At 60.3% G+C, this 12126-nt stretch carries 11 protein-coding genes; 3 read left to right on the top strand and 8 right to left on the bottom strand.

Annotated elements, in window-relative coordinates; translation table 11 throughout:
* Positions 1-37 precede the first annotated feature (37 nt).
* The 6 genes from HY836_RS16130 to moaA form a co-directional block, all read right to left on the bottom strand.
* Positions 38-238 (bottom strand): hypothetical protein, encoded by a 201-nt coding sequence (locus tag HY836_RS16130; RefSeq protein WP_290678032.1) that lies wholly within the window; start codon positions 236-238, stop codon positions 38-40.
* A 23-nt stretch (positions 239-261) separates the two neighbouring features.
* Positions 262-1980: a hypothetical protein gene (locus tag HY836_RS16125; protein WP_290678029.1), complete on the bottom strand. Its 1719-nt coding sequence runs from the start codon at positions 1978-1980 to the stop codon at positions 262-264.
* 19 nt (positions 1981-1999) lie between these two features.
* Positions 2000-3277 (bottom strand): nitrate/nitrite transporter, encoded by a 1278-nt coding sequence (locus tag HY836_RS16120; protein WP_290678026.1) that lies wholly within the window; start codon positions 3275-3277, stop codon positions 2000-2002.
* Positions 3278-3502: 225 nt separating this feature from the next.
* Positions 3503-4243, bottom strand: a complete 741-nt coding sequence (locus tag HY836_RS16115; RefSeq protein WP_290678023.1) for a response regulator — start codon at positions 4241-4243, stop codon at positions 3503-3505.
* A complete protein-coding gene (locus HY836_RS16110) occupies positions 4240-6291 on the bottom strand; it encodes a type IV pili methyl-accepting chemotaxis transducer N-terminal domain-containing protein (protein WP_290678020.1) in 2052 nt (683 codons plus the stop codon). Before HY836_RS16110 ends, HY836_RS16115 begins: the two co-directional genes overlap by 4 nt.
* Before the next feature lie 92 nt (positions 6292-6383).
* Positions 6384-7367, bottom strand: coding sequence for a GTP 3',8-cyclase MoaA (gene moaA, locus HY836_RS16105; RefSeq protein WP_290678016.1), 984 nt, complete (start codon positions 7365-7367; stop codon positions 6384-6386).
* Between the two features lie 135 nt (positions 7368-7502).
* On the opposite strand from moaA, the gene HY836_RS16100 reads away from it, so the two are divergent.
* Positions 7503-8018: a hemerythrin domain-containing protein gene (locus HY836_RS16100; protein ID WP_290678013.1), complete on the top strand. Its 516-nt coding sequence runs from the start codon at positions 7503-7505 to the stop codon at positions 8016-8018.
* Positions 8019-8069: 51 nt separating this feature from the next.
* Here the strand turns inward: HY836_RS16100 and HY836_RS16095 are convergent, their stop codons facing one another.
* Both HY836_RS16095 and HY836_RS16090 read right to left on the bottom strand, forming a co-directional pair.
* Positions 8070-8696: a TetR/AcrR family transcriptional regulator gene (locus HY836_RS16095; protein ID WP_290678009.1), complete on the bottom strand. Its 627-nt coding sequence runs from the start codon at positions 8694-8696 to the stop codon at positions 8070-8072.
* Positions 8697-8741: 45 nt separating this feature from the next.
* Positions 8742-9458, bottom strand: coding sequence for a glycosyltransferase (locus HY836_RS16090; RefSeq protein WP_290678007.1), 717 nt, complete (start codon positions 9456-9458; stop codon positions 8742-8744).
* Between the two features lie 286 nt (positions 9459-9744).
* Here HY836_RS16090 and HY836_RS16085 point away from each other — a divergent pair, with 286 nt between their 5' ends.
* Positions 9745-10920, top strand: coding sequence for an alkane 1-monooxygenase (locus tag HY836_RS16085; protein WP_290678005.1), 1176 nt, complete (start codon positions 9745-9747; stop codon positions 10918-10920).
* Positions 10921-11025: 105 nt separating this feature from the next.
* Entirely contained in the window at positions 11026-12123 is a 1098-nt protein-coding gene (locus HY836_RS16080; RefSeq protein ID WP_290678002.1) for a 2Fe-2S iron-sulfur cluster binding domain-containing protein, read from the top strand.
* Positions 12124-12126 lie beyond the last annotated feature (3 nt).

Raw genomic sequence — 12126 nt, 5'->3', positions numbered from 1 at the left:
TGGATTCCTTGCTATAGCTCGAAGGCCATGAGGACGATCATCGCGAGAACAGCGACCAGGCGCCATACCCTGCAATAGCTAGTCCTAACAGCAGGTTCAAAGGGCGCGTACGCTCATTGGCCTGCGGGATGAACAGCGCGTCAATGCGCATGGCCTCCGTAAGCGGATGGCGAACGATGCTGGCCAGCACCAGCGTGACGCCGTAAGCGACGGCCCCTGCATTGACGACGATGTCCATGGCGCTACTCCTTTTGAACGATGTCAGGCAGCTTGACCGAGGTCGATGCGCTTCATGCGCTCCTTCTCGGCTTCAGAAAGCTTGTCCCACCAAGTACCGCCGCCGTTGCCGTAGTCAAAGCGCTCAGCACCGTTGCGGGTGTAGTACCACCAGTTGATCAGCAGCGAGTACACGTAAAACACAGCGGCACCGATGAAGAAGGCGTTGACCGCTCCGGTCTTTTCCAGCGATGTGGCGATCAGCGAATTCCAGACGAAGGGACCGAAGGCTGCCCAGGCACCCGTCCAGCCCAGCATCTGCGCGCCCTTGGCAGGCGAGTACGCAAACACGATCGGGTACTGACGGAAGGTGGCCGCATTGTTGATGCCGGACATCAGGAAGATCCACAGCATGCCCCACAGGAAGCCACTGAACTGATCAATGCTGGTGGGAGTCAGATAGCCGCCAATCACCAGGAAGGCCACGCCACCAATCTGACCGACGGTCGTCCATTGCATTCCCTTGGAGCCACCGATTTTGTCGAAGAAGCCCCCCGACAACATGCGCACCAGGCCGCCCAGCAGAGGGCCAATGTAGGCGTACTGCAGTGGATCAGGTGCACCATCAAAACCACCATACAGTGTCTTGATCAGCATGGGGAAGGCCGCAGAGAAGCCGGAGAAGGACCCGAAAGAGCAGATGTAGGTCATCGTGCAGTTCCAGGTGTGAACGCGAGCGCGATTGCGACCGCTCAGGATCTCGAACTGCCCCATGAAGCCGCGCGAAGGCATCTGCAGGCTGCGCAGGAACACGGCAGACAGCACAAAGGCCAGCAACAGGAATGGCACCCACACAAACGCTGCGTTCTGCAGCCACATGGGCTTCTTGACCACATTGCGCAACGCCACATCGGTGATCGCACCGGCGTCGTTACGTTTGACTTCCAAGCCCATGCCCTTGGTCGGATTCACCGCGGTGATCACGCCATCGGCATCCTTGACCACATCGGCCTTGATCAGCTTGACTGTGTCGGTCTCGCGCAGCTTCACGTCCTTGAGCGCACCGGCCTCATCACGGATGATGTCGATCGCACCGACATACTCAGGCTTGTTGACCTTCACATCCTTGACGATCTTGCCCTCCTTGACCACAGTCAGCGCCCCCTTGACGGGCTCGCCTTTTGTGAAAACGAGTGGGCCACCAGCCGTGGCACCCAGTGCCGCCACACCAATGATCCAAGGTGCCACGAACTGGACAATGGACACACCGAAGTTGCCCAGACCAGCCTGGATGCCCATGGCCGTACCTTGCAATCGCTTAGGGAAGAAGATCGATGTCGATGGCATGAAGGACGAGAAGTCACCTCCGCCCAAGCCACACAGAAAGCCGATGATCATGAAGGTGGTCCACGGCGTATTCAGGTCCTGAACAGCGTAGCCCAGCCACACCATGGGGACCACCTTGATGATCGTGGAGATGCTGATCACGGGTCTGGTACCCAGCACCGGGATGAAGTTCGAGTGGATCAGACGCAAGATGCCTGACGCCAGACCTGGAATGGCGGCCAGCCAGAACAACTCAGACGTGCTGAACTTGAAACCGATGGCCGGCATGCGCACGACCACCGCGCTCATGACAAACCAGGTCGCGAAGGAGAAGATCAGCGAGAAAGTAGTGACACCGCAGGTACGCCACGCGAGGGCGCTCCCCTGCTCACGCCAGAAGATGGGGTCTTCTGGCTTCCAGTTTTGGATCTTTGCCATGGTAATTCCTTGAGAGAGTTCAATGCTTGAACGATTGGCTGAAAGGGGCAGCCGGGGCGTTGCGGCCCATGACCTCGGTCTTGCGAACCTCGGTCCAGTACATCCAGATCAGCGAGACCCAGACCACCGCGTACAGCAACATGAACGCGCTGGAGCGAATCCCGGTGACATCAAGCAGGTAGCCGAACAGGATCGGCAGGATGAAGCCACCCATGCCGCCAGCAAGGCCCACGATGCCGGAGATGGCACCGATGTTGTGGCTGTAGTCATCGCTGATGTACTTGAAAACGCTGGCCTTGCCAAAGGCCCAGGCGACACCCAGCACCCCCATGATGGCGGTGAAGGCATAGACGTTCAGGCCAATATGAAAAGTCTGCGGTCCGTTGATCGTGCTGATGGTGAAATCGGTCTGCGGATAGCTCAGCACGAAGAGGCAGATCCAGCTCACCCACATCACCCACCAGGTCACGGTATGGGCGCCGTACTTGTCAGACAGCCAGCCCCCGATCGCACGCAGCACGCCGCCAGGCAAAGAGAAGCAGGCAGCCAACAAGGCGGCCACACGGATGTCCAGACCGTATTCACCCACGTAGTACTGCACCATCCAAAGGGACAGGCCGACATAGCCACCAAACACGATGGAGTAGTACTGGCAGTACTTGAGAACCTTGGGATCCTTCAAGGCCTTGAGCTGTGCACCCAGACCACCCTTGACCGGCGGTACCACGTGAGCTGGATCGTGCGAGCTGCCAAACCAGAACAGGATGGCTGTGCCCAACATGATGGCGGCGTACACCTTGGGCACCATGGTCCAGCCAGCGGCAACCAGAATGACGGGGGCCACAAACTTGTTGACGGCCGCACCAGAGTTACCGGCGCCAAACACCCCCATGGCAAAGCCCTGCTGACTCTTGGGGAACCAGCGCGCCACGTAGGGCGTCCCTACCGAGAACGAACCACCTGCCAGACCAACGAAGAGCCCCAGCACGAGAAAGTGCCAGTACTCGGTGGCATAGCTCATCATGAAGATGGGCAGCACGCATAGCAACATGCACACAAAGAGCACGATGCGGCCACCGAAGCGGTCCGTCCATATGCCCAGAGGCACACGAACCAGGGAGCCCGTCAAAACGGGTGTGGCCGTGAGCAGGCCAAACTGGGTGGCCGTGAGGCCAAGTTGCTTCTTGATCGGGATGCCAATCACCCCGAACATCATCCACACCATGAAACACACTGTGAACGACAGTGTGCTCACGGCCAGCACCGACAGTGCCGTGCGCCTGTAGCTTGCAGTCATGGAGGTCTCTCCTTTTTCCATGACTGGCAGTGTGGGAATTTCAGCCTTCTGCGACCATCCTTCTATAGATCAAGTGCAGTGCAGCAAAAGAACGAGACGCCACATGATCGGGCCGACAAGCATCGTTCGGATGGATGAGTCAACCACCACCCTTGATGCGTGTCAAACACCCCCATCCACCGTTAGGGTAACCTGCGAAGGTTTCACGTGTTTTTCACGTCGCCATCAGGCGCCACGTGTGGTGGCATACACAGCCGCCTGCACACGCGAGGTCAAATTGAGCTTGCGCAGGATGTGTTGCACATGGATCTTGACCGTGGTCTCCGCAATATCCAGCGAACGCGCGATTTCTTTGTTGCTGGCACCGCGAGCAATTTCCCTTAGGATGTCCCGCTCACGCGGCGACAACCTCGCCACACCAGCATCCTCTTGAACAGGACTCACTGGCACGGGTGTGGACGCCCCCTTGACCTCACGGGCCTGGACAGGCGCGCCTGCGTCTGACTCTTCGTCCGCTGGCGCAATCAAAGCCGACCGATAGGCGGCCACCAGCTTGCTCGTCATTTCAGGTGACACCACGGACTCCCCGGATACCACACGCTGAATGGCATCAACGAGGTCGTCGCCCTCAACAGTCTTGAGCAAATAACCTGCCGCACCACGCGCCAGCGCTTGAGCCAGGTCATCCGCATCCTCGCTGACGGTGAGCATGATGATGCGCGTGGCAGGCAAGGCAGTACACAGTTGCGGCAAGGCCTCCACGCCATGCACGCCGGGCAGATGGTTGTCCAGCAGCATCACGTCTGGTTGATGTTGCTGCCCCAGCTTGAGCGCCTCGCCTGCATCACCGGCTTCAGCCACGATGCTCAGGCGAGGATCTCTTGACAGCAGGGCAATCAAGCCTCGGCGAAACAAGGTGTGATCATCAACAACCAACAAACGCAGAGTGGGGGAAGGTGTCGTCATGTCGCTAAGGAGGCGATGTTGAGGGATGAAGGCGCTTTGCTGGCCGACACTGGCGGCAAACGCAACTCCACTCGAGTACCGTTCGCACCGGACTCGAATGAGAGCGCCCCACCTATACGCTGCGCACGCTCACGCATGATACGCAAACCCACATGGGTATCGTCCGGCGGCCCCGCTGCAGGATCAAAGCCCTGTCCGTCATCCCGCACGCTGACCCGCCAGCCCGGTTGGGTATAGACATCCACCCAGACCTGGGTAGCCTGCGCGTGTTTACGCACATTGGACAAGGCCTCCTGAACCACGTGCAGGACCTGGATCTGCACGTCTGGCGGCAGCGGCAAGCCATGCCCGTGGATGGTCAAGGTCGATTTCAGGTGGGCCTGGTGTTCAAACTTGGAAAGGGTTTCGCGCAAGGCCGGCTCAATGTCGTCTGTGTGGGTACGGACCCGGAAGTGCAGCAACAGTTCGCGCACGTCCGCATAACTCTCGCGCACACCGGCATCCAACTCCTTCATGGTGACTTCAATGGCGGAGTGGTCGTTCTTTTCCATGGCGTCACGCAAGATCTGCATCTGGATCTTGAGGAAAGCCAGCGACTGGGCGATAGAGTCGTGCAACTCCTGCGCCAGTAGTTGTCGCTCGTTGGCCACCGCAGCCTCGCGACCCATGGCGGCCGCTCGCAAACTCTCCATCGCACTAGCGAGGTGACTGGACAGCGCCTCATATAGCCCCCGCTCGCTGTCGCTGATCACCGGCATCCCGCGATAGAACAACTCCACCTCACCCAAGGTTCGCTGATGCAAACCCAGCGGCACGGTAACCAGCGTGGTGTAGCCTGCGCGCTCGCAGTGATCTCGCACCTGCGTGCCGCTTTGGCGCCGCATGTCGTTGGATGCCTCCATGATGGGAATCACGCGCAAGGCCAACGAGCCACCCGTTTTGAGCGAATTGCCACAAAGGCAGTCCCCAGAGAGGACGCATTGCTCCTCCTGCGCCATGACATGGGGCAGACAGTCACTGGCCAGCAAGACATAACGCTCGTTGGCCTCGTTGGACCACCGGATGGCCACCGCATCAGCGCCTGCGATACGGCGGATTTGCTTTGCAAAGCCCTGCGCCAACTCATCGAGCTTGTCTGTGCTGGCTACAAACGCTGCTACTTCATAGAGTGCCGCCAGACGCTGTTGCTGCTCTTCGAGTCCCGCAGTCTTTTCCCGAACCTTCTGCTCCAGATTGACGTAGAGCGACTCCAGCTTGGCGGCCATGGCGTTGAAGCCCTCCCCCAAGGCGCCCAACTCATCTCTGGTAGACACCCGTACCCGCGTCTCAAAGAAGCCCGACTCCATCCGCCCGAGAGCCAGCTTCAAGCGGGAGACCGGCTCCAGCACCAGCGACCTCAAAGCGTAGAACAAAGCCAGCGAGCTGAGGATGGCAAGCACCAGCATCGCGACCTGGACCGAGTGCAACACCCCCGTCCATCGAGCCAGATGCCGCTCAATGGCGGAGACCAAATCATCAATGTGTCGAACGAACTCATCCACATCCTTGGGAAAGGCATCCGGGGCTCGTTCACCTCGGGCAATCTGCCGGGCTTTGGTCTGAAGGTCATCCCAATCGGCTACCACACGATCGAACTGATGACGGGAATCCGCATCCCAAGGCACAAACAGGGGGCGCACAGCATCCCCAACCCGCAACAGGGCCAAGCTGTCGTCAAACGCCGCCAGACGTTTGTCCACCACACCAATGAGCAAAGCTCTGTCCGCCGGACTCGTTTGCGTCAGCGTCAACGCCAGTTCGTAGCCCCGCATGCGCATTCGGCCTGCCTCATTCACAGCAGCTGCCCCGCCAACCAATTGCCAGGTGACCCACATGGTCAGTGCAATCGACGCCATCGCCACGGCAAAGAAGGTGCTGCCAATGGCGATCAGCTTGGACGTCAGCGACATGCCGGCCATGCGCCGCCCCAGATAGCTCTTTGGCATGTCCACCCCGTCAAACACCGACGTGGTGGCACTGGCCGATGTGTCCTCTTGTGGTTCAGTCACCCACGCCCCTCACATAGAAAAGCACCCACAGACAGGGCACGATAGCCAGATTGTCCAGCCGGATGAGGGTCTGCGCAACGTCGACGCGGCCATCAGCCGCCAGTCTGGGACATGAAACGCACGATTTGCTGCGGTCGCTCGTTGAATTCGTGCCGCTCAGGCTTGGCGGCGATGCCAGCCAGAATGGCTTGCGTCAGGGTGGCGTCATCGGCGCCATTGCGGAGCAATTGCCCCAAGGGCACCCTGTCATTTTGACCCAGGCAAAGGTAGAGCGTGCCATCCACACCCAACCGCACGCGGTTGCAGGCCGAACAGAAATGCTGAGACATGGGCGTGATCACCCCCAGACTCATGCTTCCGTCTGGCGTACACCAGTAGCGGGCCGGCCCCGCACCCTGCCCCAGCAGCTGCGGCAACAAACCATGTTCACGAGCCAGCGCCTCGCCCAGCAAGCTCAGGTCCACACCCTGGCTGGCGCGCCCGGTGTCACCCACCGGCATGGGCTCGATCAGGCGCAGCACAAAGCCTTGCTCGATGGCAAACCCCACCATGCGGCGAACCTCGTCCAGATTGACGTCTGCCTGCACCACCATGTTGAGCTTGATGGGTGCAAATCCTGCCGCACGGGCCTCGCGCAAGCCATCGAGCACATCAGCCAGGCAATCGCGCCCAGTGATGCGAGCGAAACAGTCACGATCCAGTGAGTCCAAGCTGATGTTGAGTCGATGCACACCAGCCGCTTTCAAGGGACGCGCATGCCGAGCCAATTGCGTGCCGTTGCTGGAAACGGACAAATCATCCAGTCCAGGCAGCTTTGTCAGTGAGCGCGCGAGATCGGTCAGACCGCGACGCAACAAGGGCTCCCCGCCTGTCAGGCGCACCTTTCGCACCCCCAGCGACGTGAACAAGCCAACCAGCCGAGTCATTTCATCGTGACGCATCCAATGAACTGGCTCCTCAAAGCCTTTGAAGCCCTTGGGCATGCAGTAGGTGCAGCGAAGATCGCATCGGTCCGTCACGGACACACGCAGATAGTCAATGCGACGCTGGAAGGAATCAATCAGACGGGCACTCATTTGAAACACCTTGGCACCAGAGAATCAGCACCAGTTACCAGCACTCTAGTCAGCACGACCGAGTTTGACCATCGACCGGAAGGATTAGTCCTTGAGCGCTTCACAGGGCTACCACAAGCGTGGTATCAATGTCGCATGCGTCCGCCACTGCAACCCATTGCCCCCTGCATCGACGACCCGATCGAGTTGCTCATGGCCTGCCACGAGAAGGTCAGGCGCTTTGCGAGCCTGACCGTGAAGTTGCGCGACCACCTCACCAGAAAAGGCCCGGATATCCAAGCCCAGGAAGCTGCGCAATCCATCCTGCGCTACTTCAACATCGCCGCACCGTTGCACCATGATGACGAAGAATCGGATCTATTTCCCGCATTGCGGCAACTGGGGCATGAGGCGCTGAACACCAGCATGGCAGCGTTGGAAGCACAACACGCCGAACTGGCAATGCTCTGGCAAAGCCTGGGGCCCTGGCTCCAGGCAATCTCACAGGGCACGGCTCATGCGCCACCGGCCACTGTGGACGACTTTGCACTGGCTTACCCTGCACACGCACAGCGCGAAGAAGACGAGGTCTACCCCTTTGCCTCGCAGTTGGCGTCGGCGCAGATCAAGCGCATCAGTGACGCCATGGTCGCACGACGCACTGCAAGCTGAAGACCTTCACTTCGCGCCAAGGCGTCACTGGCCAATTTGGCAGCCTTGGCATCAGCCACGTGGCATGGACATGACCAGCGCCATCGTGGCATGCGCCAGCAGGTTGACCACAGCCTCTTCATCGGTCTGCCGTTTTTCTGCCAGCGCCAGCCCGAATTGCAAAATCAGGCTGACGATGCCTTCGGCGACCAGAGTGAGCTGATGGGGTTTCAAACCAGCCGTGAAAGGCAACTCCGCCACATCGGCCACCAACTCATCACGAATGTCGCCGAGCAAGGTCTGCGCGCACGCACCCAATGTGGATGCCGGGCGGTACTGCTCAGACAAGAAGACCCGCAACAGATCCGCATGCTCGATGCAGGCCCTGATGGAGATGCGAAATGACTCACGCGAGGCGGCCACGACATCTGATGCACCACGCAGCGGCTGGCGAGCCTCACGCAAAGACTTGCGAAGTTTGTCCACGATGTCGGTGGCAAGCTCTTCCAGCAGCGCCTCCATATCAGGGAAGTGAACATAGAAAGTCGGCTGGGCCACGCCGACGATCTTGGTCACAGCACCCGTCGTCAGGGCCTCACGCCCTTTTTCCAGCAGGATGGACATGGCCGCCTGCAGAAGGCGCTGACGGGTAACGAGCTTGGCCTCCTGCCGGCTGAGAGGGCGTGCAATTTGCGACATGGCGCCGATCTTATGAGCAATTCAGCCCCCTTCCGGCGCTTCAGGTCAACGATCCATGTCGTAGTAGAAAAGGTCCGTCGCCCTACGGTTCGTGCCCTCGAAGATCTCCCGAACCAGTTTCGGATTGCGCCAGAGGTACCAGTCGCCAAACATGTCGAACTTGCGGCACGAGGTGGTGATGCCGTGGCGCTTGATGGTGCCGTAGTGCTGCCCGAACTGCCTGCCATGCGCCTTCAGCCGCAGCGCAAAGTCGATGTCTTCCACGCTCAGCAGATTCTCGTCAAAGCCCCCCACCGCGTCAAAAGCGTCGCGCTTGAACCAGAACATGCCGGCGGATACACCCCGCTTGAGCACATAGGGGATCACCACCAGCATGCTGAAGAAGATACCTACCGACACCCGCTCGGGCCACATATAGGTACCGCCACCGATGTAACGCGGGTCATGCACGTGGCGCAGCACGGCCGACACGCTGCCCGGCGCCATCCAGCTGTCGGCGTCCAGGGTGACCACGGCCTCGGCGGTGGTACCTCGCACCGCCTCGTTGCGCACCGCAGCAATGCACTTGGTGTCGTTGACCACGCAGCGCGCGCCAGCCGCCTCGGCGATGGCCTGCGTGCGGTCAGTACAGCGGTTGAGCGCCACCACGATCTCCACCGGCACACCGGCCTGTGCCGCAGAGGCCTGGATGCTCTCCAGGCAGCGCCCGATGAAGCGGGCTTCGTTGTGGGCGGGAATGGCCACGGACAGGGCTGGTTTCATGGTTGAACGGGTCAATCGGGTGGGATGCGGGAATCGGACGCGACAAGCCGCGTCGCAGCCGATTTCTTGATGTGTGCATGCTATGCGCATTCCGCCATCTCTCCATCGCCAGACGCCGCATGTGACCTTCACCCTATCCAGATCAGGGCCTGATTTCTTGATCTCTCTACAGTTATATGCATGGCTGGCACGAACCGATGCAAGGGGACGTCAGCCCAGCAGTCAGATGCCACCGCAGTTCAGGCATCTGGCGTTGTCAGACAAATGTTCTCGTGGAGACCTGCAAATGACGAAATACCTCAAAGGCTGGCTGATGCCAACGCTGGCCGTACTGATGATGTACATGGTGGCGCAAGGCGGCTGGTACATGTGGGCACCCTGGGCCTTCGTGCTGACCGTGTTCCTGTCGGCCGACATGTTCCTGCCGCATGACCTGTCCGAGCCACCCAAGTACCAGAACGCGTTTCTGCTTAACCTGCCGCTCTACACCATCCTGCCCATGCTGGCGCTGCTGAACTTCACGGTGCTGTGGATGGTTGGTTCCGGCGACATGCTGGGTTTTGGCGCCTGGGTGCAACAGCACATCGGTCTCGATCTGTTTGCAGCACGGGCCAAGACCGACCACTGGGCCATGTGGGCCGGTTGCATCCTGGGCGTGGGCCTGATGAACGCTGTGGGCGGCACCGTGGCCGGCCATGAGTTGACCCACCGCTCAGGCAAATTCGACCTCTTCATGGGGCGCTGGATGCTCGCCTTCACCTGCGACACCTCGTTCGCCATCGAGCACGTGTATGGTCACCACGTTCGCGTGGCCACGCCTGCTGACCCGGCCACGGGCCGTCGCGGCGAAAGCTTCTACCAGTTCACCGTGCGCTCGACCATCCAGAGCTATGTGCATGCCTACCAGCTTGAAAAGGCTCGACTGGCCAAGCTGGGCAAGTCGGTGTGGAACCCTTTTGCCAGCCCCTTCCTGCGCGGCAATCTGGAAAACATCTTCATGTTTGTGGCGGCCTACCTGATCGCCGGCCTGCCTGGCCTGGGCTTCTGGGCCTTGCTGGCCTTCGTGGGCAAACAGTACCTGGAAATCACCAACTACTTCGAGCACTATGGCCTGATCCGCGTGCCTGGCGAACCTGTGCAACCCCGCCACTCGTGGAACTCCAACCACTGGGGCAGCACCAATGTGCTGTGGAGCCTGGCTCGCCACTCCCACCACCACGCTGAAGGTGAAGCGCCTTACTGGACCCTGCACGCCTACCCCAACGCCCCCATGCTGCCCAACGGCTATCTGGGCATGCTGTTGATCGCGCTGGTACCACCCCTCTTCAAGAAGTTCATGACACCCGCCTTGAACGAGTGGGACGAGAAGCACGCATCGCCAGCCGAACGCAAACTGGCCCAACAAGCCAGCCGTGAATCCGGCATGGCAGGTTTGAAGATCATCAATGCCAAGCTGGCTTGATGAGTGCAAACTGTTCATGAAGTAGCCGTGCGCCGATGTACTCGGCGCACACACCGACCGCAGGCCAACCGGCCTTGCGGTCTTTGTCTTGACAGGACACCCGCCGTGCCCCCCAGCCTGTTCAGCCGCCTGTTTGGCAGCAGCCCTTCCGAATTCAAGTTGCAGGTCAATTCGCCCGATCTGACCGTGACCGCACAGGCCAAGGAAAGCCTGTTGCTGGCCGCCTTGAACCAGGGCATCGCCTTTCCCTACAACTGCCGCGTAGGCGGCTGCGGCGAATGCAAGTGCCGGCTCGTGTCGGGCAAGGTCAAGGAGTTGACCGACAAAAGTTACCTACTGTCGGCCGAAGAATTGAAGCAGAACTACATACTGGCTTGCCAAAGCCTGCCCAAGTCGGATGTGGTTGTTGAAGTGGTCCTGCGTCAGGGTGTGGTCAACCACCCCATCGTGGAAACCTCGGCCCGTATCTCAGCCCTCACGCCACTGACGCACGACATCCTGCACGTGCAGATGCAAGCCGAGCGCCCCTTGAACTACACCGCCGGGCAGTATGCCGAGCTCGTCATCCCCGATGCGGTTGAAGCCGAGGCTGGCAAGGGCCGCAGCTATTCGTTTGCCACGGCACACGATGCAGCGCGTCCCAACGCGCTGGATTTCTTCATTCGCAAGGTGCCCGGTGGCGCCTTCACCGAGTGGCTGTTCACCAAGGCCGAGGTGGGCCAATGGCTGAAGCTGCGGGGCCCGTATGGTGATTTCTGTCTGCGTCCCAGCGCCAACGCCATCGTGTGCATTGCGGGGGGCAGCGGGCTGGCGCCGATCAAGGCGCTGCTGGAGCAAGCCATCAGGGACAAGCAGGCCAACCGGCCACTCGTGATCCTGTTCGGCGCGCGCACCCAGCAAGACCTGTACGGCCTGGACGCCATCGACCAGATCCGCCGCAACTGGACGGGCCGCTTCCTGTTCGAACCCATCCTGTCGAACGAGCCGCAAGGTTCGAGCTGGCAAGGCCGCCGCGGCCTGATCACCGATCACCTCAAGCCGCTCCTGGGTGAACGCCTGCCCGATCACCATGCCTATATGTGCGGCCCACCGCCCATGATCGACGCCTGCGTCGAGGTGCTCACGCAAGGCGGCACGCCCTCCGGCCAGATCTTCTTCGACAAGTTCCTGGACAGCGGGCACGCCGCGCACCCGGCTGCCTGACAT

This window comes from Aquabacterium sp. (genome assembly GCF_016234775.1).
Lineage (GTDB): Bacteria > Pseudomonadota > Gammaproteobacteria > Burkholderiales > Burkholderiaceae_C > Aquabacterium.
Note: the sequence above shows the minus strand (reverse complement) of the source record. Positions and strands in the feature narration are given on the sequence as shown.

Excerpts from the sequence above, each read along its gene's own strand:
- HY836_RS16130 (WP_290678032.1), bottom strand. The coding sequence starts at position 238 with ATGGACATCGTCGTCAATGCAGGGGCCGTCGCTTACGGCGTCACGCTG.
- HY836_RS16125 (WP_290678029.1), bottom strand. The coding sequence starts at position 1,980 with ATGGCAAAGATCCAAAACTGGAAGCCAGAAGACCCCATCTTCTGGCGT.
- HY836_RS16120 (WP_290678026.1), bottom strand. The coding sequence starts at position 3,277 with ATGACTGCAAGCTACAGGCGCACGGCACTGTCGGTGCTGGCCGTGAGC.
- HY836_RS16115 (WP_290678023.1), bottom strand. The coding sequence starts at position 4,243 with ATGACGACACCTTCCCCCACTCTGCGTTTGTTGGTTGTTGATGATCAC.
- moaA (WP_290678016.1), bottom strand. The coding sequence starts at position 7,367 with ATGAGTGCCCGTCTGATTGATTCCTTCCAGCGTCGCATTGACTATCTG.
- HY836_RS16100 (WP_290678013.1), top strand. The coding sequence starts at position 7,503 with ATGCGTCCGCCACTGCAACCCATTGCCCCCTGCATCGACGACCCGATC.
- HY836_RS16095 (WP_290678009.1), bottom strand. The coding sequence starts at position 8,696 with ATGTCGCAAATTGCACGCCCTCTCAGCCGGCAGGAGGCCAAGCTCGTT.
- HY836_RS16090 (WP_290678007.1), bottom strand. The coding sequence starts at position 9,458 with ATGAAACCAGCCCTGTCCGTGGCCATTCCCGCCCACAACGAAGCCCGC.
- HY836_RS16085 (WP_290678005.1), top strand. The coding sequence starts at position 9,745 with ATGACGAAATACCTCAAAGGCTGGCTGATGCCAACGCTGGCCGTACTG.